Annotated in this window: 23 protein-coding genes; 15 read left to right on the top strand and 8 right to left on the bottom strand. The window is 70.3% G+C overall.

All coding sequences use genetic code 11. The features are described 5' to 3' along the window. The 3 genes from C6N31_RS37885 to C6N31_RS37875 all read left to right on the top strand — a co-directional run. Window positions 1–847 (top strand): tetratricopeptide repeat protein (locus C6N31_RS37885; protein WP_198359263.1); only part of this gene is annotated, 847 nt, incomplete at its 5' end. Beyond that, window positions 837–1,328, top strand: coding sequence for a hypothetical protein (locus C6N31_RS37880; RefSeq protein WP_198359262.1), 492 nt, complete (start codon window positions 837–839; stop codon window positions 1,326–1,328). The genes C6N31_RS37885 and C6N31_RS37880, both read left to right, overlap by 11 nt. Before the next feature lie 219 nt (window positions 1,329–1,547). Further along, window positions 1,548–1,859 carry a hypothetical protein gene (locus C6N31_RS37875; protein ID WP_232486143.1) on the top strand — a complete coding sequence of 104 codons (312 nt, stop codon included), beginning with the start codon at window positions 1,548–1,550 and terminating at the stop codon, window positions 1,857–1,859. Window positions 1,860–2,293: 434 nt separating this feature from the next. Here the strand turns inward: C6N31_RS37875 and C6N31_RS37870 are convergent, their stop codons facing one another. Beyond that, entirely contained in the window at window positions 2,294–4,102 is a 1,809-nt protein-coding gene (locus C6N31_RS37870; RefSeq protein ID WP_138354768.1) for a dolichyl-phosphate-mannose--protein mannosyltransferase, read from the bottom strand. A gap of 305 nt (window positions 4,103–4,407) precedes the next feature. Here C6N31_RS37870 and rsmI point away from each other — a divergent pair, with 305 nt between their 5' ends. Continuing rightward, window positions 4,408–5,310 (top strand): 16S rRNA (cytidine(1402)-2'-O)-methyltransferase, encoded by a 903-nt coding sequence (gene rsmI, locus C6N31_RS37865; RefSeq protein ID WP_138354711.1) that lies wholly within the window; start codon window positions 4,408–4,410, stop codon window positions 5,308–5,310. Between the two features lie 28 nt (window positions 5,311–5,338). Here the strand turns inward: rsmI and C6N31_RS37860 are convergent, their stop codons facing one another. Further along, window positions 5,339–6,103 (bottom strand): glucose 1-dehydrogenase, encoded by a 765-nt coding sequence (locus C6N31_RS37860; protein ID WP_138354710.1) that lies wholly within the window; start codon window positions 6,101–6,103, stop codon window positions 5,339–5,341. 2 nt (window positions 6,104–6,105) lie between these two features. Further along, the gene (locus C6N31_RS37855) at window positions 6,106–6,876 is read right to left on the bottom strand and encodes a TetR/AcrR family transcriptional regulator (RefSeq protein WP_138354709.1); all 771 of its coding nucleotides are present in this window, start codon (window positions 6,874–6,876) and stop codon (window positions 6,106–6,108) included. Window positions 6,877–7,091: 215 nt separating this feature from the next. Here C6N31_RS37855 and C6N31_RS37850 point away from each other — a divergent pair, with 215 nt between their 5' ends. The 8 genes from C6N31_RS37850 to C6N31_RS37815 all read left to right on the top strand — a co-directional run bounded on the left by C6N31_RS37850 (window position 7,092) and on the right by C6N31_RS37815 (window position 13,814). Further along, window positions 7,092–7,442 carry a hypothetical protein gene (locus C6N31_RS37850; RefSeq protein ID WP_138354708.1) on the top strand — a complete coding sequence of 117 codons (351 nt, stop codon included), beginning with the start codon at window positions 7,092–7,094 and terminating at the stop codon, window positions 7,440–7,442. A gap of 123 nt (window positions 7,443–7,565) precedes the next feature. Then, window positions 7,566–8,444, top strand: coding sequence for a TatD family hydrolase (locus C6N31_RS37845; RefSeq protein ID WP_198359261.1), 879 nt, complete (start codon window positions 7,566–7,568; stop codon window positions 8,442–8,444). 182 nt (window positions 8,445–8,626) lie between these two features. Beyond that, complete coding sequence (locus C6N31_RS37840; protein ID WP_244809206.1) at window positions 8,627–10,036, top strand: resuscitation-promoting factor; 1,410 nt, start codon at window positions 8,627–8,629, stop codon at window positions 10,034–10,036. A 74-nt stretch (window positions 10,037–10,110) separates the two neighbouring features. Further along, window positions 10,111–11,028, top strand: a complete 918-nt coding sequence (gene rsmA / locus C6N31_RS37835; RefSeq protein WP_138354705.1) for a 16S rRNA (adenine(1518)-N(6)/adenine(1519)-N(6))-dimethyltransferase RsmA — start codon at window positions 10,111–10,113, stop codon at window positions 11,026–11,028. Further along, complete coding sequence (locus C6N31_RS37830; protein ID WP_138354704.1) at window positions 11,025–11,969, top strand: 4-(cytidine 5'-diphospho)-2-C-methyl-D-erythritol kinase; 945 nt, start codon at window positions 11,025–11,027, stop codon at window positions 11,967–11,969. Before rsmA ends, C6N31_RS37830 begins: the two co-directional genes overlap by 4 nt. 107 nt (window positions 11,970–12,076) lie before the next feature. Further along, the gene (locus C6N31_RS37825) at window positions 12,077–12,655 is read left to right on the top strand and encodes an RNA polymerase sigma factor (protein WP_244809205.1); all 579 of its coding nucleotides are present in this window, start codon (window positions 12,077–12,079) and stop codon (window positions 12,653–12,655) included. Further along, complete coding sequence (locus C6N31_RS37820) at window positions 12,652–13,281, top strand: hypothetical protein (RefSeq protein ID WP_138354703.1); 630 nt, start codon at window positions 12,652–12,654, stop codon at window positions 13,279–13,281. The genes C6N31_RS37825 and C6N31_RS37820 overlap by 4 nt, the downstream gene beginning before the upstream one ends. A gap of 125 nt (window positions 13,282–13,406) precedes the next feature. Then, window positions 13,407–13,814, top strand: a complete 408-nt coding sequence (locus C6N31_RS37815) for an STAS domain-containing protein (RefSeq protein WP_138354702.1) — start codon at window positions 13,407–13,409, stop codon at window positions 13,812–13,814. Between the two features lie 7 nt (window positions 13,815–13,821). Here C6N31_RS37815 and C6N31_RS37810 read toward each other — a convergent pair whose 3' ends face one another. Genes C6N31_RS37810 through C6N31_RS37800 form a run of 3 tightly spaced genes read right to left on the bottom strand, consistent with a single transcriptional unit; the run spans window position 13,822 to window position 14,869 of the window. Beyond that, window positions 13,822–14,142 (bottom strand): hypothetical protein, encoded by a 321-nt coding sequence (locus C6N31_RS37810; RefSeq protein ID WP_164294414.1) that lies wholly within the window; start codon window positions 14,140–14,142, stop codon window positions 13,822–13,824. A 53-nt stretch (window positions 14,143–14,195) separates the two neighbouring features. Beyond that, entirely contained in the window at window positions 14,196–14,411 is a 216-nt protein-coding gene (locus C6N31_RS37805; RefSeq protein WP_138354701.1) for a hypothetical protein, read from the bottom strand. Beyond that, window positions 14,411–14,869 carry an ATP-binding protein gene (locus C6N31_RS37800; RefSeq protein WP_198359260.1) on the bottom strand — a complete coding sequence of 153 codons (459 nt, stop codon included), beginning with the start codon at window positions 14,867–14,869 and terminating at the stop codon, window positions 14,411–14,413. Before C6N31_RS37800 ends, C6N31_RS37805 begins: the two co-directional genes overlap by 1 nt. A gap of 197 nt (window positions 14,870–15,066) precedes the next feature. Between C6N31_RS37800 and C6N31_RS37795 the strand changes: the two genes are divergently transcribed. Then, window positions 15,067–15,918 carry a helix-turn-helix domain-containing protein gene (locus C6N31_RS37795; protein ID WP_138354699.1) on the top strand — a complete coding sequence of 284 codons (852 nt, stop codon included), beginning with the start codon at window positions 15,067–15,069 and terminating at the stop codon, window positions 15,916–15,918. 9 nt (window positions 15,919–15,927) lie between these two features. Then, the gene (locus C6N31_RS37790; RefSeq protein ID WP_138354698.1) at window positions 15,928–16,116 is read left to right on the top strand and encodes a DUF397 domain-containing protein; all 189 of its coding nucleotides are present in this window, start codon (window positions 15,928–15,930) and stop codon (window positions 16,114–16,116) included. Here C6N31_RS37790 and C6N31_RS37785 read toward each other — a convergent pair. Continuing rightward, entirely contained in the window at window positions 16,113–16,451 is a 339-nt protein-coding gene (locus C6N31_RS37785; RefSeq protein ID WP_138354697.1) for a hypothetical protein, read from the bottom strand. The two genes, C6N31_RS37790 and C6N31_RS37785, sit on opposite strands and share 4 nt — an antisense overlap. 94 nt (window positions 16,452–16,545) lie before the next feature. Beyond that, the gene (locus C6N31_RS37780; protein ID WP_187144903.1) at window positions 16,546–16,785 is read right to left on the bottom strand and encodes a hypothetical protein; all 240 of its coding nucleotides are present in this window, start codon (window positions 16,783–16,785) and stop codon (window positions 16,546–16,548) included. Between the two features lie 351 nt (window positions 16,786–17,136). Between C6N31_RS37780 and C6N31_RS37775 the strand changes: the two genes are divergently transcribed. Then, window positions 17,137–18,942, top strand: a complete 1,806-nt coding sequence (locus C6N31_RS37775) for an ABC-F family ATP-binding cassette domain-containing protein (RefSeq protein WP_138354695.1) — start codon at window positions 17,137–17,139, stop codon at window positions 18,940–18,942. Window positions 18,943–18,964 lie beyond the last annotated feature (22 nt).

Genomic DNA, 18,964 nt, shown 5'->3' with positions numbered 1-18,964 from the left:
GGCCAGCCGGAACAACCTCGCCAGCGCCTACCAGGCAGCGGGGAACCGGGCGCGAACGATCCCGCTACTGGAGGCCGTCCTTACCCAACGCGAGCAAATACTGGGCGACACCCACCCCGACACTCTGACCAGCAGGAACAACCTCGCCAGCGCCTACCAGGCAGCGGGGAACCTGGGACGGGCGATCCCGCTACTGGAGGCCGTCCTTACCCAACGCGAGCAAGTACTGGGCGACACCCACCCTCATACTCTGGCCAGCAGGAACAATCTCGCCAGCGCCTACTACGCGGCGGGAGACCTGGGGCGCGCGATCCCGCTGTACGAAGAAGCGCTCGCCCAATCCGAGCAAGTACTGGGCGATACCCACCCCAACACTCTGGCCAGCAGGAACAACCTCGCCAGCGCCTACCAGGCAGCGGGGAACCGGGCGCGAGCGATCCCGCTACTGGAGGCCGTCCTTACCCAACGCGAGCAAGTACTGGGCGACACCCACCCCGACACTCTGACCAGCAGGAACAACCTCGCCAGCGCCTACTACGCGGCGGGAGACCTGGGGCGCGCGATCCCGCTACTGGAGGCCGTCCTTACCCAACGCGAGCAAATACTGGGCGACACCCACCCCGACACTCTGACCAGCAGGAACAACCTCGCCAGCGCCTACTACGCGGCGGGAGACCTGGGGCGCGCGATCCCGCTACTGGAGGCCGTCCTTACCCAACGCGAGCAAATACTGGGCGACACCCACCCCGACACTCTGACCAGCAGGAACAACCTCGCCAGCACCTACCAGGCCCTCAGAGCCACGGAAGCAGAAACCCACCTGCGGGAGACGTCCGATGACGGGTGAATCCAGGCGGGCCAGAATTGTCATTGTTGAACTTAGCGAAAACGACACAACAAACATCTCCGAGCTGATTCATGAAATTTCGTCGCGAGCCCCTCTGGGTGCGCTCATAATACAAGAGGTGAAACACATGGGAGATACGTACAATGTTTCTGGGCAGGCGGGAAACGTTGGGCCGGACGGGAGTGCCGAGGGGAATTATTTCCACCAACGGGGATCTGGGTCAGAGTCAAGCGTCGATCTTGCACAACTAGTGATTCAGCTGAAGTCTCTGCGATCGGCGATGAAGAGCGAGGCGAGCACGCCCGAGCACGACATGTCCGTTGGCTCAATCGCCCAAGCGGAAGTGACAGCCTCACAGGGTGACGCGGAAAATACGCTCTCACACCTGAAATCCGCTGGAGAGTGGGCCCTGAAAGTGGCTAGGAGAATTGGAGTCGAGGTTGCCGCCCTGGCCATTGCGCATTCGCTCGCAGGCGGATAGGGGAAATCTTCAACATTTCCCCATTGTAGGGAAATTCCAGATTGCACATCTTGCCTCCATATTCACTCGTTGGCAGTTGGTGATGCAATGAATTCGAGTGGCAGGGCGGAGGGAATAGAAATGGAGATTAGTGAGCTAGCGGAACAGGCTGGGCCGTATCTAACGGCGGCGCTAGGTGCCTACGGCGTGGGAATCCTCCGCCGAACTGAGGACCCGGCGGTGAGCGCAACCGCGAACGTCGGACGTCGGATGCTGCATGTGATTTGGCACGGCCTCGACGCGCGGGGCCGGGCAGCGCTGGATGCCGCGGTGCGGGACGCGGTCTTGGAGCCGGACGACGCAGACGCAGCGGGGGCGTTGCGGCAACAGATCAAACGGGCCCTGCGAGAGGAGCCCGAACTGCTCTGGGAACTGTCTAGCTTGCTGCCTGTCGGTGGGTCCGTAACAGTGGTGGCGTCTGGTAACCGTGCCATCGCGGCCCACACGATCGGTACCGCGATCACCGGCGACAACATCACAATCCGGCCGTGAGGCAGCTCGGCCTCTACTCGCTCCATCAGGGCCCCAGTCTCAGTTTCCGTCTCATTCAGCTTGGTTCGCGGGCGTTCAGGACAGGCCGGAAGCCGGTACCGATAGAGCCGCCAACCTCGTGCGAACGCAGATGAACAGCCTCGTACACCAGGTCGTGCAACATCAACAGACTTGGAAAGCGTGTTGGCTCCGGACCGGTGCATCCCTTGGTAGCGCGATTTTGGCCCCGCGCGGGCGAGGTGTGGATCGATACGCCCATCAAGGCGGCTCAGGTGTCGGATGCCGCAGTTCGATGCCCGATGGCGGCCGTCCCTGACGATGGGTTCGCTGGGCCGTCTGTGGGCCGTCCGGGGACGGCCCAGCACGACCGACAACGACCGATGCCGACCGGGAAGCGGTGAGCTTCGCCGGTCGGCATCGGGGTGTTTGTGCAGCTAGATCCAGGAGTCGAACCACATCCGCGCCCGCCAGGCGTCCATCGAGATGGGCATGCCCGTGTAGATCGGGAAGAAGTAGATGAAGTTCCAGACAATCAGCAGGACGAGTGTGCCCGCGCCGACCGCGCCCCACATCCGGCGGCGTTCGTCGGAGCCCGGGGGGCCGAGGATCGCGCCGATCATCATCGCGACGGCGAGGCAGAGGTAGGGGACGAAGGCGACCGCGTAGAAGAGGAAGATCGTGCGGTCCTGGTACATCATCCAGGGCAGCCAGCCGGCGAACGCGGCGCACAGGATCGCGCCCGCCCGCCAGTCGCGGCGGAAGCCCCAGCGGTAGAGCAGGTACAGCAGCGCGAAGCAGGCCGACCACCACAGCAGGGGGGTGCCGATGGCGAGGATCTCGCGGGCGCAGCCCTTGGCCGCGGTGCAGCCGGCCTCGCCGTTCTTCGGCGACTCGTAGAAGTAGGAGACGGGCCGGCCCAGGACCATCCAGCTCCACGGGTTCGACTGGTACATGTGCGGCGTGGAGAGGCCGATGTTGAACTGGTAGACCTGGAACTCGTAGTGCCACAGGCTGCGCAGCGCGTCCGGCATCCACGTCATGTCGAACTGGTGCAGGTCGATCCGGCCGATCAGCGGCAGTTTGATGTGGTCGGGGGACAGGCCCTTGCGGTGTGCCGCCCAGTCCCGGCCGTAGCCGCCCTTGGTCACGAACCAGCCGGTCCAGGAGACCAGGTACGTGCCGATGGCGACGACCACGACGGACAGGAACGCCCAGCCGGTGTCCTTGCGCAGCACCGCCACGTACGGGCGCCTGGCGCCGGCGACCCGGCGCGAGCCGGCGTCCCACAGGATGGTCATCAGCCCGAACGCCGCCAGGAAGTACAGACCGTTCCACTTGCTCGCGCACGCCAGGCCCAGGAACAGCCCGGCCGCGAGCCGCCACGGCCGCCAGCCCATGCTGCCGCGGTCCCCGACCCGGCGGTCCGGGCGCGCCACACCGTCCTCGCCGACCGGCAGCGCCGCCGCCAGCCGGGCCCGCGACCAGTCGCGGTCCACGACCAGACAGCCGAACGCGGCCAGCGCGAAGAACATGATGACCAGGTCGAGCAGGGCCGTACGGCTCATCACGTAGTGCAGACCGTCCACCGACAGCAGGAGGCCGGCCAGGCAGCCCAGCGCGGTGGAACGGAACAGCCGGCGGCCGATCCGGCACACCATCAGCACCGACAGGGTGCCGAGCAGCGCGACCATGAACCGCCAGCCGAACGGGTTCAGGCCGAACAGCTGCTCACCGACCGCGATGACCCACTTGCCGACCGGCGGGTGCACCACATAGCCCGGATCGCGCGACAGCGGGATGATCTGGGGATCGGCCAGGATCTGCGCATTGGAGATCTTGCCGTCGGTCCAGGTGCCCTCGTAGCCGAACTTGAGCAGCGACCACGCGTCCTTCGCGTAGTACGTCTCGTCGAATATCACCGCGTGCGGGGTGCCCAGGTGCCAGAAGCGGATGAGGCCCGCCATCAGCGCCACGAGCAGCGGACCGCCCCATCCGGTCAGCCGCGCCACCCTCGACGCCGCCGCCTGGCCCAGGCCCAGCGAACCCCAGAGCCGGGTCCCGGGCTCCGGGAACGGCACCACGAGGCGGTCGCGGACGTCCACGTGCGGCCGGTCCGTATAGCCGAAGCGGCGCAGCCGTCGCTGCCATGCGCTGGGCTGCGGCTCCGGGTGGAGGAGGCCCTCGTCCCGCTCGGCCTGAGTCGCGGTGTCACTGGTCACCGGGCCATCGTAGGGATGTCGCATGCCGGTTCGGGTCCCGGGCATGCGGATTCCACCCTCGAACCCACCCTCCGATGACAGGAAGCCGCCCTTTTCCCCTTTCCTGTGCGTTTCCTGTCAGCGGTTCAGCCCCTGGGGGCACCTCCCAAGGGTGGCTGGGGGAGTTCGAGGCGACCGTTCGGCCCGGCCGGCGTTTGGCGGCCACGGTCAGGGCTGCCTGCGTCCCACCCCGTTTTTTCAGCCCGGCCGGCGTTCGAGGCCACTCCACCCCCACCCCCAGGCCGCCCGCCGATTGAGGGCAAAGGGCGGGCGGGTGGGAAGCTGGACCCGTGACTAGCTCAGCGGCAGGCGTAGGCGTACTGGTTCTGGCGGGGACCCCCATCGGCGACATCCAGGACGCGCCACCGCGCCTCGCCGCCGAACTGCTCGCGGCGGAAGTGATCGCCGCGGAGGACACCCGGCGGCTGCGCCGGCTGACGCAGGGCCTCGGCGTGCACACGACCGGCCGGGTCGTCTCGTACTTCGAGGGCAACGAGAGCGCCCGCACCCCCGAGCTGGTCGAGGCGCTGGAGAACGGCGCCCGCGTCCTGCTCGTCACCGACGCGGGCATGCCGTCGGTCTCCGACCCCGGCTACCGGCTGGTGGCGGCGGCCGTGGAGAAGGGCATCAGGGTCACGGCGGTGCCGGGCCCGTCGGCGGTGCTGACGGCGCTGGCGCTCTCCGGGCTGCCCGTCGACCGGTTCTGCTTCGAGGGCTTCCTGCCGCGCAAGGCGGGGGAGCGGCTGGCGCGGTTGCGCGAGGTGGCCGACGACCGTCGCACCCTGGTGTATTTCGAGGCGCCGCACCGGATCGACGACACGCTGGCGGCGATGGCTGAGGCGTTCGGTCCCGACCGGCGCGCGGCGGTGTGCCGTGAGCTGACGAAGACGTACGAGGAGATCAAGCGCGGCCCGCTGAAGGAACTGGCCGCCTGGGCGGCGGAGGGCGTGCGCGGCGAGATCACCGTCGTCGTGGAGGGCGCCCCGGAGCGGGGGCCGTCGGACCTCGGCCCGGCCGAACTGGTGCGGCGGGTGATGGTGCGCGAGGAGGCCGGGGAGCGCCGCAAGGAGGCGATCGTGGCCGTGGCGGCGGAGCTCGGCCTGCCGAAGCGCGATGTCTTCGACGCGGTGGTGGCGGCGAAGAACGCGGCCAAGGCGGCGGAGAAGGGGCCTGGAGCGCCTGCGGGGGCCTGAGAACCGGACCCCCGCGCGCCTCCCCGTCCTACTGACCCATGACGTACTTGACCGTCGGACCGGCCGTCCAGCCGCCGTCCACGGCGAGCTCGGCGCCCGTCACGTACGAGGCGGAGTCCGAGAGCAGGAAGATCACGGCGCCCGCGATCTCGTCTGCCTCGCCGACCCGGCCCATCGGGGTGTTCGGGAAGTTGCCCTCGCCCCGCTGGATGCCGACGGACGCCGTCATGGCCGTGTACGTCATACCGGGGTGGACGGAGTTGACGCGGATGCGGGAGGTGCCCAGCTCCACCGCGCCGATCTTGGTGAGGCCGCGCACGCCCCACTTGGACGCGCCGTAGCCCGCGGTGAGGGCGATGCCCATGAGCCCGGCGGCGGACGAGATGTTGACGATCGAGCCCGCGCCGCGCTCCTTCATGGCGGGGATCACGGTCTTCATACCGATGAAGACGCCGGTGAGGTTGATGTCGAGGACGTTGCGGAAGTATTCGACGGAGGCGTCCTCGATGAACTTCCCCTCGGCTATCCCGGCGTTGTTGACGAGGCCGTCGACGCCGCCGAACTCGGTGACCGCGAAGTCCGCGACCGCCGCCCAGCCCTCCTCCGACGTGACGTCGTGGTGCAGGAAGCGGGCCCGGTCGCCGAGCGCGGCGGCGGTGGCCCTGCCGTCCTCCTCCAGGACGTCGGTCAGGACGACGTTGGCGCCTGCCGCGACCGCCTGACGGGCGGTCTCGGCCCCCAGGCCGCGGGCCGCGCCGGTGATGATGACGGTCTTGCCGGTCAGGTCGTTCATTTTCAAGCTCCCTGTGGAGTCGGGGTCGTCGTTGGAGGAGTGGCGTCGGTCTCGGGGTCGGTCCGGGGTGCGGACGCGGTCTCGGGGACGGGCGCGGGCGCGGTCTCGGGGACGGTCTCGGGCGCGGGCGCGCGCAGCATGGCGGTGGTCATGCCGACGAGGTCGGCGAGGAACAGCGGCTCGTCGGTGAGGGTCCGCGTGCCGTCGAGGTACTGGCGGGCCCGGTCGCCCAGGGCCGCGCCGATCAGGGTGAGCGCGAGGTCGAGGCGTTCCAGGCGTACGGGTTCCGGCAGCCCGTCGAGGCGGTCCTCGATGAGGCAGATGAGCCGCCAGTAGCCGGTGCCGGCCAGCGTCGGATGCGGGGTGCGGGTGCGTACCCCGCTCTCGTGGCTGAGCTGTGCGGAGATCAGCAGGCAGTGCCGTCCGCCGTCGGTGGCGAGCTCGGTCGCCTCGGCGTCGACGAGCGCGGCGACCAGCGCACGCAGGTCCGGCCCGGGGGCCTCCCGCGGGTCCGGCCCCGGGGCCGCGTCCGCGAGCAACTCGGCGAGCCGTGGTGCGAGCGCCGCTTCCGTCCGGTCCTGGCGGCCGGCCATGACGGCGTCGAGCAGGCCCTGCCGCGATCCGAAGTGGTACTGCACGGCGGAGGGGTTGGACTGGCCCGCGAGACGGGTGATGTCGCGGGTCAGCGCGCCGTCGACGCCCTTGAGGGCGAAGAGTTCCCCGGCCGCGCGGAGCAGTTTGCGGCGGGTCTCGGGTCCGGATGTTCTCGCCATGGGAACATGCTAATGCACAGCATTATTAAGTGTCGTGACGTACGTCACGTGCCTAAACTCGGACGAGGGCAAAGCAAAGTAGCGCACTACCCACTTACGGCCCAAAACTGCCCCAAGAGTCGTATACCCCTGCTGCGGTATCGGCCGGAAAGGCGTTCGCTGGTAGTGGGAAGACCCGCTCCGGACGCCTCGTCCGGAGGGCAACAGGAGCTGCCATGAGCGAGATCGTCGGATCCGACACCACCGTCTCCGAGGCGTACGCCTTCGCGTGCCTCAATTGCGGCCACGGCTGGGAGCAGTCGTACGACATCGAGCACCATGTCGACGCGAAGGGTCAGCCCTTCGTCACCTACACGACCGCCGGCGAGAAGGTGCCGTCCCCGCTCACCCGCCCGACCTGCCTGAACTGCGGAGGGCACAAGGTGCGGATCATGCGGTCGGGTCAGGTCTCCGATGTGATGTCGCTGTGGAACACCCCCACGGGCGAGCGTGCCGTGCACCGCACGCACCACTGGTCCCTCCTGCACCGGCTGCACCGCAAGCACGGAGAAGCCGACACGGCCTGACGGCGGTCTGACGCCGGGCCCGTCTGAATCCCCGGCCGGCCTGACCCCGGGCCGTAAGCGCCGACCCCCTGTCCGCCCGGCCTCCCGTCCCGCCCGCTCCCCGGGTCTCCATAGGATCGGGGCATGTCCCCGAAGAACGAGAAGTCCGCGGCCCCGCCGGTGCCCGAGCCGCTGCGGGTCCCGGTCGCCGACTCGCACACCCACCTCGACATGCAGGAAGGAACGGTCGAGGAATCGCTGGCCAAGGCCGCCTCCGTCGGGGTCACCACCCTCATCCAGGTCGGCTGCGACCTGAAGGGCTCGCAATGGGCGGCCGACACCGCCGCCCAGCACCCGAACGTGTGGGCCACCGTCGCCCTGCACCCCAACGAAGCGCCCCGGATCGTCCACGGCGATCCGGACGGCTGGTCCCGCCAGGGCGCCCGCACCCCCGGCGGCGACAAGGCCCTGCGGGACGCCCTCGACCGGATCGCCGCGCTCGCCGCGCTTCCCCAGGTCCGCGGCGTCGGCGAGACCGGCCTCGACTACTTCCGCACCGGCCCCGAAGGCGTCGAGGCCCAGCAGTACTCCTTCCGCCGGCACATCGACATCGCGAAGGGCGTCGGCAAGGCGCTCGTCATCCACGACCGCGAGGCGCACGCCGACGTGCTGCGCATCCTCGACGAGGAGGGCGCGCCCGACACCGTCGTCTTCCACTGCTACTCGGGCGACGCCGCCATGGCCCGGATCTGCGCCGACAAGGGCTACTACATGTCCTTCGCCGGCAACGTCACCTACAAGTCCGCCCAGGACCTGCGGGACGCCGTCGCCGTGGCCCCGCTCGACCTCCTGCTGGTCGAGACGGACGCGCCCTTCCTCACTCCGGTGCCGTACCGCGGTCGGCCTAACGCGCCGTACCTCATTCCGGTCACTCTGCGGGCGATGGCCGCGGCCAGGCAGCTCCCCGAGGACGAGCTGGCGTCCGCCATCGGGGCGAACACGGCGCGGGCCTTCGGCTACTGACGGCCGCCGCCATCCCCGTCGGCCCCGCAGGCCTCCCCGTCGCCCCCCCGTCGGCCCTCCGGCCGACACCCGTCCCGAAACGCGTGATCACGACACAGCGTGCCCGGATGGTTTTGGAGAGTGACGAAACGTGGGCTAGGGTCCCGGTCCGGATCGGGGACCGTCGGACCTGTGGAGTCGTCGTGAGCAATGCGCAGGGCACCCACCGAGCAGCACGCGGTGCGGCGACCCCCGTGCCGGGGGTCGTACCGGAGGCCGCGGGCACCCGGCTGCCGCACCAGTCCGACTGGGACGCCGTACCGAACTCGTCGTGGGCCGACGAGGCGGCGGCGACCGGCTGCCTTCCGCTGATCCCGGAGCAGGAACCGGCGCCCGCGGCAGCGCCGGTCGGCGCCAGGACCGCCGCGCGCCGCGCCGCCAGGAACGGCAGACGGCCGGAACCGGCGTCCGCGGCCTCTCCCGCGGGAGGTTCCCGGCGCGATTCCCGCCCCGACTTCCGGCCCGACTCCCTGCGCAAGCTGCTGCCGCAGGCGCTCGTCGTCGCGTTCCTGGCGGGCGGGACCGTCGCGTTCCTCGCCGGTGACAAGGACGTGCAGCTCACCGTCGACGGCGAACCGCGCACCCTCCACACCTTCGCCGACGATGTCGGGGAGGTGCTGGCGCAGCAAGGCGTGACCGTGGGCGAGCACGACCTCGTCGCGCCCGGCCCGCAGGCCGAGCTGCACGACGGCGACCAGGTCGAAGTCCGTTTCGGCCGTCCCGTCACGCTCACCCTCGACGGCCACCGCCGCCTGCTGTGGACCACGGCGGACACCGTCGACGAGGCCCTGCGGGAGCTCGGCGTCCGCGCCGAGGGCGCGCATCTGTCCGCGTCGCGCGGCTCGTCCATCGGACGGCACGGCCTCGACCTGGACGTACGCACCGAGCGGACCGTCACGCTGCTCGCCGACGGCCGTGAGCGGACGGTACGCACCAACGCCGCCACCGTCCGCGAGGTCGTCGCCCAGTCCGGGATCACCCTGCAGAACCAGGACACGACCTCCGTCGACCCCGAGAGCTTCCCCCGCGAGGGCCAGACCATCTCGGTGCTGCGCATCTCCGGCACCGAGGAGGTGCGCGAGGAGCCGGTGCGGTTCCGCACGGAGAAGCACAAGGACGCCAAGCTGTTCCACGGCACCGAGGCCGTCGATACTCCGGGCAAGGCGGGTGTCCGCCGCGTCACGTACGCCTTCCGGACGATCAACGGGGTGAAGCAGCGGCCCAGGATCATCCGCTCCGAGATCGTCAGGGAGCCCGTCACCCAGGTCGTCCGGATCGGCACCAAACCGCTGCCGACCTCGGTCGCCGGGGCCGACGGCCTGAACTGGCAGGGCCTCGCGCACTGCGAGGCCGGCGGCCGCCCGCACGCGGTCGACCCGTCCGGCACCTACGGCGGCCTCTACCAGTTCGACACCCGGACCTGGCACAGCCTCGGCGGCAGCGGCCGCCCCCAGGACGCCCCCGCGGGCGAACAGACCTTCCGCGCCAAACGGCTCTACATCCAGCGCGGCTCCAGCCCGTGGCCGGTCTGCGGGCGCAAGCTCGGCGGCTGAGCGGTGGCCCGGCCGCTGGTCCGCGCGGCCGGGGCACGGCTCGAGGGCGGCTGCCGGGCCCGTACGCTGAGTACGTGAGCACCACTGAGCCCGACGCACTCCTCGGTCCCGCCGACATCCGCGAACTGGCCGCCGCGCTGGGCGTACGCCCCACCAAGCAGCGGGGCCAGAACTTCGTCATCGACGCGAACACGGTGCGGCGCATCGTGCGGACGGCCGGCGTCCTGCCGGACGACACCGTCCTCGAGGTCGGACCCGGCCTCGGATCGCTGACGCTGGCGCTGCTGGAAGCGGCCGACCGCGTCACGGCGATCGAGATCGACGACGTGCTCGCGGGCGCGCTCACCCCCACCATCGTGGCACGGATGCCTTCCCGGGCCGACCGGTTCGCGCTGGTGCACAACGACGCGATGCAGGTCACGGAGTTGCCGGGGCCGCCGCCGACCGCGCTGGTCGCGAATCTGCCGTACAACGTGGCGGTGCCGGTGCTGCTGCACATGCTCGCGACGTTCCCGACGATCGAACGCACCCTCGTCATGGTCCAGGCCGAGGTCGCGGACCGGCTGGCCGCCAAGCCCGGCAACAAGGTCTACGGCGTGCCCTCGGTGAAGGCGAACTGGTACGCGGACGTGAAGCGCGCCGGATCCATCGGCCGCAACGTCTTCTGGCCCGCGCCGAACGTCGACTCCGGTCTGGTCGCGCTGGTGCGCCACGAGCCGCCGCCGACCACGGCCACCCGGCGCGAGGTCTTCGCCGTCGTCGACGCGGCCTTCGCCCAGCGCCGCAAGACCCTGCGGGCCGCGCTCGCCGGCTGGGCCGGCTCGGCTCCCGCCGCCGAGGCCGCGCTCGTCGCGGCGGGCATCTCGCCGCAGGCGCGCGGTGAGGCACTGACGGTCGAGGAGTTCGCGGCCATCGCCGAGCACAAGCCGGTCGCGGCCGTCGTGGCGGAGGACAAGCCGGCCGCGGACGTCGTGGTGGAGGACGAGCAGTGAGCGTGCCCGCCGCCGCGTCCGCCTCCGTCACCGTCCGGATCCCCGCCAAGGTCAACGCGCAGCTGGCCGTCGGCGGTCTGCGGCCCGACGGTTTCCACGACCTGGCGAACGTGTTCCTCGCCGTGGGCCTGTACGACGAGGTCACCGTCACCCCCGCCGACAGCCTGCGGATCACGGCGTCCGGCCCGGACGCCGCGGAGATCCCCCTGGACGGCACGAACCTGGCCGCCCGGGCCGCCGTCGCGCTCGCCGCGCGGCACGGCATCGAGCCCGCCGTCCACATCCACATCGCCAAGGACATCCCCGTCGCGGGCGGCATGGCGGGCGGCAGCGCGGACGGGGCGGGCGCACTGCTCGCCTGCGACGCCCTGTGGGGACTGCACACCCCGCAGGCCGAACTCCTGGACATCTGCGCCGAGCTGGGCAGCGACGTGCCGTTCAACCTGATCGGCGGCGCCGCGCTCGGACGCGGCCGGGGCGAGATCCTCACCCCGCTCGACGTGCGGGGACCGTTCCACTGGGTCTTCGCCGTCGCGGACGGCGGTCTGTCGACTCCGGCCGTCTACCGCGAGTGCGACCGGCTGCGCGAAGCGTCCGGCACCGGCGCCACCACGGCCGACATCGCGGACCCCGAACCGGCCCCGGCCCTGCTCGAAGCCCTCGCCTCCGGCGACCCCGCCGCACTGGCCGCCGCCCTGGGCAACGACCTCCAGCCCGCCGCCCTCTCCCTGCGCCCCGCCCTCGCCGACACCCTCCGCGCGGGCACCGGGGCCGGCGCCCTGGCCGCCCTGGTCTCCGGCTCGGGCCCGACGTGCGCCTTCCTGGCCGCCACCCCCGAAGAAGCCGAGAAGATCGCCGAGGCCGTCCTGGCCTCCGGCACCTGCCGTACGACCCGGGTCACGACGTCCCCGGCCCCGGGGGCGACGATCCTGCCCGCCTGACGCTGCCGGGTGTGGAACAGCCGGTGCTGGAGGGGGCATGTAACGCTTTCGGGCGGCCGAGCCAAGTAGAGATGTAAGGCATTGCTCGTCCGTTCAAGGAGTCGTCCGTGAAAGCGGAGCATTCAGCAGCGCCACCCGTGCGTGATCCGGTCGGGTTCGCCGTGTTCTACCAGCAGCAGTTCGACACTGTGCTCGGTTTTGTCACCCGGCGCACCGACAGCCCGCACCTGGCCGCGGACCTGACCGCCGACATCTTCCTGACGGCGCTCGAACAAGCGCACACCTACGACGCCCGCCGCGGCGCACCGGTCGCCTGGCTCTACGGCATCTCCCGCAACGTCCTGGCCGCCCACTTCCGGGGCAGTGCCCGCGAGCGGCAGGCCACCGCCCAGCTCGCCGGCCGGCGGCTGCTGGACGACGAGGACGTCAGCGCGATCGAGGGCCGTATCGACGCCGCCCGCGACGCCCGGCAGCTGGCCGCGCGGCACGCCGCCCTGTCCGAGCCGCTGCGCGCGGTGCTGGACCTGGTGGCCCTGGACGGACTGACCACCCGCGAGGCCGCACAGGCCCTGGGCATCAGCTCGGCCGCCGCCCGGGTGCGCCTGCACCGCGCCCGCATGGCCCTGCAGCGCGTCGACACCAAGACCACCTCATCCCTGCACGCTGTCTCGGAGGCCCACTCATGACCACCCCCGTGCACTTCCAGCAGCAGCTCGCCGAGGAGCTCACCGCCCGCGCCGCGGCCCTGCCGCCCGTGGCAGCGGTGCCGGTGCGGCCGCGCCACACCCGGCGGATCGCGGTCACCGCGCTGGGACTGGCCGCAGCCGCCACCGCAGTGATGCTGATCCCGCACTCGGCCGGTACCACCGACACCCCGCAAGCCGGAACGGGCCAGAGCACCGCCCAGGTCCCGGGCGGTGCGCCGGTCCTGAGCAACGCCGCCTACACGGTGGTTCCGCGCAAGGACGGGACCGTCAGCATCCAGGTGACGGGCGCTGAGGTGTCCGGGCTCCAGGCGGCGCTGCGCAGCCTGGGTGTGCCGGCCGTGGTCCTGCGGGCCTCGGAGTCCTGCCACGCCAAGGTCCGCACCGACAACGCCAACCTCGAGACGGTCTCCTCGCAGGATCCGAAGAACGGACGCGTGATGGTGATCCGGCCCAGCGCCATCCCGCACGGGGACTCCCTGGTGCTGGTGCAGCCCTCCCTCAAGGGTGTCCTGCACCCGGACAAGATGTACTCCATGGAGGTCATGCTGTCCCCGGGCGAGCCCAGCTGCTTCCCCGCCTCCCAGAGCAGCATCGGCGTGGGCTAGAGACTGTCCCGCCCCGTCCGGACCCGGTCGTACCGGGTCCGGAGGGGGCGCGCACCGAACAAGGGGCCGCGCCCGCATCCCCCGCACCTGAGAAGCCGCAGAGGATCACAGCCATCACAGCCACCATGCGAACAGGATCCGATCCGGGCCATGGCGCGGCGCCCGGACACCTCCGGCGTCCCGCGGTCCGCACCATCGGCCAGGACGCGCGGGGCACGACCGTCGTCGAGTTCCACGGCGAGATCGACATCGCAACCACCGGCGAGAGCGACCAGCACCTGGACGCGGCAACCGCCCGCAGCGCTCCGTCGGTGCTTGTCGACCTGCGCGGGGTGACCTTCATCGACAGTGCCGGGCTCGGCCCCATCTGCCGGGCCTGGCGCCGAGCCGTGGACCGCGGCGGCGACCTCACCCTGCTCTGCACCGACACCAGGATGCTCACCATCCTGCGGCTGACGGGCGTGACCCCCGCCATCGCCGTCACCCGCTCCTCCCCTGGGATGGCCAACCGGCCAGGGTGCGAAGCGAGCTGATGGAGCCTCAGCCGTAAAGCTCCATCACCAGTGCCCACACCGTGAACTGCGCTGCCATCGCGATCACCCACAGGACCGGTCGCCACGGGCGGCGGGACATCGCGCCGTAGCTGCCCACGGCTGCTGCCGCCAGGGCGACAACCATCGGCCCGAGGGACAGAACGTCCCTGCCCCAGCCGTTGCAGAGGGCGTGGTCGCCCGGATCGCATTCGTTCCCGGCGGACAGGCCCATCAGCGACACGGCGGTCAGCCCGACGAGGGAGCACAGACAGACGACCGCCACACCCAGTACCCGGACACCCTGCTCGACGATCTCTCTGTGCGTCACGTGCGGCACGGTAGCGGTTCGCCCTGACGTCACGCCACGAGTTCGAACGGGTGTCAGGTCTCACCCGGATCGTCGGGGCGCCGCCGCAGCGCGATGAACACCCGCCACCGGTGCAGGAAGGATTCCAGCGCGGCGGCACTGCCCGTCCGTTCCGCCTCCTGCCGCGCGGCGCTCAGTTCGCGGTCGAACCGATCCGCCGCGGCGAGATCCAGCCCGCTGACGGTCACCCGCAGGGCCGCCTCGACGAGCGGATCGCCGGGTTCCGCCATCAGGCGGCCAACTCGAACCACAGCAACTTCCCGCACACCCCGAACACTTCCTCGCCGAGCGCGTACCCGCCCCACCGGTCCGCGCACTCCCGCACGAGCAGCAGCCCCCGCCCCCGCTCGGCGCACTCGGGCGGCCCGGGCGGGTGCAGTGCGCCGCGAAACGGCGGCGGAATCGTCGGGTTGGTGTCCCACACACCCACCCGTACGTGCGTGGTGCGCGGATTGCTCAGCCGGATCCACGACGGCCCGTCGGAGTACAGCAGCGAGTTGGTCACCAACTCGCTCGCCAGTAGCTCGGCCACGTCGGTGACCTGCGGGATCCCGTACGTCAGCAGCACGGCTCGCACCGTCGCCCGCGCGATGCGGACGGCTCTGCCGTCGTGCGGGAGTTGGAGGGTGTACGTCCAGAACTCGTCGGGGTGCGGCGTGTTCGCCGCTACGTTGTTGTCGTTGTGCATGGGGGACCGCCTCCGGTCGGGTGGCCCGGTGGCGGTGTCGCCCCTGGCGGGGCGGTGCTCTTCCGGCGCCATCGAGTGGCATGCGTCACACTGTAGGACGTTAACTGTGAAGTATTCGGCGATTCACTTGAATATATTCAGGATGCGCTCGTGTGGGTGACCCGCCGCACTGTGCACGGATCGAGGAGGGCGCAGCGATGCCACCCAGCAGTACTCCGACGTTGCGACAGCAGCGTCTCGGCGCTGAGCTGCGCAAACTGCGTGAGCGCGCGGGGTTGTCCGCGACGGCCGCCGCAGCCCTGTTCGGCGTCAACCAGTCGCGCATCAGCAACATCGAGTCGGGCCGGCACCCAGTGAGTGCCGACCGGGTTCACGCGATGGCCCGTGGCTACAACTGTTTCGGTGAGGACCTGATCGAGGCGCTTGTTGCGATGACCGGGAAGCGCCCGCGCGGCTGGTGGGAGGAGTACCGGGAGACCTTCCCCGTCGGGTTGCTCGATCTGGCGGAGATGGAGCACCACTCAACAGCGATCCGGGTCGCCGTGGCGATCCACATGCCGGGTCTGCTCCAGACCGTTGATCACGCCCGCGCGACGATTTGCCAGAGTGTCCCCGCGCTTCGGCCGCATGAGGTGGAGCACCGGGTCTCGTTCCGGATCAAGCGGCAGGCGATCCTGTTCCGCGACGAACCGGTCTCGTACTCCGTGGTCATCCACGAGGCGGCGCTGCGGATGGGGCTGGGCGGGCCCGACACGGTACGAGCGCAGCTCGCTCACCTCATCGAGATGAGCGAGCACGACCACATCTCCCTCGTGGTGATCCCGTTCGGTAGTGCGTCCTTCACACCATCCGGCCAGCCGATCACCTACGCCTACGGTTCCGTGCCGCAGCTGGACACCGTGGAACTCGACACCGATCACAGCTGCGAGTTTCTCGACGCGGAGGCGCTTCTACAGTGGTACCGGTCCGTTCTGGACCGGATGGAGGGGTCCGCGCTCAAGCCCGACAGGTCGCGCGACTTGATTCGCCGCATCGCACAGGAGAGCTGAGGAGCGCGCATGCCCACGATGGACTGGCAGAAGTCCTCGTACAGCAATCAGGGGGCGAACTGCCTCTACATAGCCCGCACCTCCGACGGAACGATCCGCCTCCGTGAGAGCGACGACCCCGACGTGATCCTCCGCACCACCCCCGCCGCGCTCCGCGCGTTCCTCCAGGCCCTGAAGGCCGGGGCGGACCGGTCCTAGGACGAGGCCAGTGTCGCGTTGATGATCCAGACCACCAGGAGCAGGACCAAACCCAACGTGGCGGCCACCGCCGTGCCGTTGCGGCGGAGGGTGCCGAACAGGCCGGCCGTCACGATCAGTGGGGCGGCGATCTGGGGGAGCAGGACGATGAGGTTCTGGCGGGCGGGGTCGCAGATGCCCTCGTGGGAGTCCGGGAAGCACGAGTCGCTCGCCATGACGAAGATGGGCGCGAGCAGGTAGGTGAACAGGCCGGCGACGACGAGCAGCACCGCGAGCAGCCCGCGGACCAGTGGGAGCGGGGTTCGTGCGGCCGGTGTGCTCACGGGGATGGTCATGCCGATGACGCTAGGGCGCAACCGGGCGGGCGGCATGAGCGGGGCTACTCACCCCGGGGTGAGTAGCCCCGCCTGCGGCATTCCTGGGGTGCAGTCAGCGGACGGTGGGGACCGGCGTTCCCGGCGTGCGTAGCCAGACCTGCTGGCCGCCGGTCTTCGTCACGGTGAGGCCGAATTCGTCGCGCTCCGGCCGGCCGTTCTCCAACCACCAGGAGTAGGCGGTCCCGACCTCGTCCCAGAGGCGGCGTGGGCCGTACTGATCCACCTCGAACGACGTTTCGCCGGGTACGTAGTCGATGGAGGCCCAAGATCGCCGGTCGTCGGGTCTCGTCATCGAGATACACGGTGGGAGAGCCGCCGGACTTGCTCTCCGGGTCCTTGCCGAGCAGGTGTAACGCCATGGTGTCCTCCGCTGGCGAGCCGGATGGGATCGCTGCCAACGAGCTTGCACCGCGCCCACCGGCGCGCGACAGCAACTTGCGCGAACTTGCTCGATCAACTTCGCGCGGCGGCAGTTTCGCGCGGCGGCAGCGAGCGGCGGACCGCTCCTGCCTGCGAGTGGCACACCGGGTGACCGAAAACACACGCTGTGTGGTGCTACCGGCAATGGATGCGGGCGGAGGGGGTGGTCGGTGGTGGCGACTACCCTGGGAGATCGATCGTTCCGCACCAGCATGGAGTAAAAGTGGCCGTCAACCTCGTCAACGTCGAGGCCGTAGGAAAGGTCTACGGCACCCGGGCGCTGCTCGACGGTGTTTCCCTCGGCGTTTCGGAGGGCGACCGTATCGGGGTCGTCGGCCGTAATGGTGACGGGAAGACGACCCTGATCCGGATGCTCGCGCAGCTGGAGGAGCCGGACACCGGGCGGGTCACGCATGTGGGCGGGCTGCGGCTCGGGGTGCTGACGCAGCACGACAGCCTGGACCCGAAGGCGACCGTCCGGCACGAGGTGGTCGGGGACAAGGCGGACCACGAGTGGCTCGGGGACGCGAAGATCCGCGATGTGCTGACCGGGCTGTTCGGCGGGCTGGACCTGCCGGGGTTCCCGCAGGGGCTGGACACGGTGATCGGGCCGCTGTCCGGTGGTGAGCGGCGCCGGATCGCGCTGGCGAAGCTGCTGATCGACGAGCAGGACCTGGTCGTGCTCGACGAGCCGACCAACCATCTCGACGTCGAGGGCATCGCCTGGCTGGCCGGCCACCTGCAGACCCGGCGCTCCGCGCTGGTCTGCGTCACTCACGACCGGTGGTTCCTGGACCAGGTCTGCACCCGGATGTGGGACGTGCAGCGCGGTGACGTGCACGAGTACGAGGGCGGCTACAGCGACTACGTCTTCGCGCGGGCCGAGCGCGACCGGCGGGCGGCCACCGAAGAAGGCAAGCGGCAGAACCTCATGCGCAAGGAGCTGGCGTGGCTGCGCCGCGGCGCCCCGGCGCGGACCAGCAAGCCGCGCTACCGCATCGAGGCCGCGAACGAGCTGATCGCGGACGTGCCGCCGCCGCGCGACAGTGCCGAGCTGATGAAGTTCGCCAACTCCCGGCTCGGCAAGACCGTCTTCGAGCTGGAGGACGTGACGATCCAGGGCGGCGACAAGGTGCTGCTCAAGCACCTGACGTGGCAGCTGGGTCCGGGCGACCGGATCGGCCTGGTCGGGGTGAACGGCGCGGGCAAGACGTCGCTGCTGCGGGCGCTGGCGCAGGCCGCGTACTCGCACGGCGACGACCAGCCGCCGGCCGGGAAGATCGTCGTCGGCAAGACGGTGAAGCTCGCGTACCTGTCGCAGGAGGTCAGCGAGGTCGACCCGACGTGGCGGGTGCTGCAGGCCGTGGAGAGCGTGCGGCAGCGCGTGGACCTCGGCAAGGGCAAGGAGATGACGGCGGGCCAGCTGTGCGAGCAGTTCGGCTTCTCGAAGGAGAAGCAGTGGACGCCGGTCGGTGACCTGTCGGGTGGTGAGCGGCGCCGGCTGCAGATCCTGCGGCTGCTGATGGACGAGCCGAACGTGCTGTTCCTCGACGAGCCCACCAACGATCTCGACATCGAGACGCTGACGCAGCTGGAGGACGTGCTCGACGGATGGCCCGGTTCGATGGTGGTCATCAGCCACGACCGGTTCTTCCTGGAGCGCACGACCGACAACGTCTGGGCGCTGCTCGGCGACTCGACGCTGCGGATGCTGCCGCGCGGGGTCGACGAGTACCTGGAGCGCCGCCGCCGTATCGCGGCGGACTCGGCGCCCGCGCCGGTCGTGTCGAAGGGCAAGGCGGCGGGAGCCGCCGGGTCCCGGGACGAGCGGGCGGCGAAGAAGGAGCTGCAGAAGGTCGAGCGCCGGCTCGACCGCATCGGCCAGGAAGAGGCCAAGGTGCACACGCAGATCGCGGACAACTCGACGGACTTCGACCTCGTCGCCAAGTTGGACACCCAACTGCGCGCGCTGCGCGACGAGCGCGACGAGCTGGAAATGCGCTGGCTGGAGCTGGCGGACGACGAGTAGGGCGGCCGGAGCTGTCGACGCC

It is taken from the genome of Streptomyces fildesensis, from assembly GCF_016107395.1.
GTDB classification, from domain to species: Bacteria; Actinomycetota; Actinomycetes; order Streptomycetales; family Streptomycetaceae; genus Actinacidiphila; species Actinacidiphila fildesensis.
This window is presented reverse-complemented; position numbering and strand designations above follow the sequence as displayed.

Excerpts from the sequence above, each read along its gene's own strand:
- C6N31_RS37880 (WP_198359262.1), top strand. The coding sequence starts at position 837 with ATGACGGGTGAATCCAGGCGGGCCAGAATTGTCATTGTTGAACTTAGC.
- C6N31_RS37870 (WP_138354768.1), bottom strand. The coding sequence starts at position 4,102 with ATGCGACATCCCTACGATGGCCCGGTGACCAGTGACACCGCGACTCAG.
- C6N31_RS37860 (WP_138354710.1), bottom strand. The coding sequence starts at position 6,103 with ATGAACGACCTGACCGGCAAGACCGTCATCATCACCGGCGCGGCCCGC.
- C6N31_RS37855 (WP_138354709.1), bottom strand. The coding sequence starts at position 6,876 with ATGGCGAGAACATCCGGACCCGAGACCCGCCGCAAACTGCTCCGCGCG.
- C6N31_RS37850 (WP_138354708.1), top strand. The coding sequence starts at position 7,092 with ATGAGCGAGATCGTCGGATCCGACACCACCGTCTCCGAGGCGTACGCC.
- C6N31_RS37845 (WP_198359261.1), top strand. The coding sequence starts at position 7,566 with ATGTCCCCGAAGAACGAGAAGTCCGCGGCCCCGCCGGTGCCCGAGCCG.
- C6N31_RS37820 (WP_138354703.1), top strand. The coding sequence starts at position 12,652 with ATGACCACCCCCGTGCACTTCCAGCAGCAGCTCGCCGAGGAGCTCACC.
- C6N31_RS37815 (WP_138354702.1), top strand. The coding sequence starts at position 13,407 with ATGCGAACAGGATCCGATCCGGGCCATGGCGCGGCGCCCGGACACCTC.
- C6N31_RS37805 (WP_138354701.1), bottom strand. The coding sequence starts at position 14,411 with ATGGCGGAACCCGGCGATCCGCTCGTCGAGGCGGCCCTGCGGGTGACC.
- C6N31_RS37800 (WP_198359260.1), bottom strand. The coding sequence starts at position 14,869 with ATGCACAACGACAACAACGTAGCGGCGAACACGCCGCACCCCGACGAG.
- C6N31_RS37795 (WP_138354699.1), top strand. The coding sequence starts at position 15,067 with ATGCCACCCAGCAGTACTCCGACGTTGCGACAGCAGCGTCTCGGCGCT.
- C6N31_RS37790 (WP_138354698.1), top strand. The coding sequence starts at position 15,928 with ATGCCCACGATGGACTGGCAGAAGTCCTCGTACAGCAATCAGGGGGCG.
- C6N31_RS37785 (WP_138354697.1), bottom strand. The coding sequence starts at position 16,451 with ATGACCATCCCCGTGAGCACACCGGCCGCACGAACCCCGCTCCCACTG.
- C6N31_RS37780 (WP_187144903.1), bottom strand. The coding sequence starts at position 16,785 with ATGACGAGACCCGACGACCGGCGATCTTGGGCCTCCATCGACTACGTA.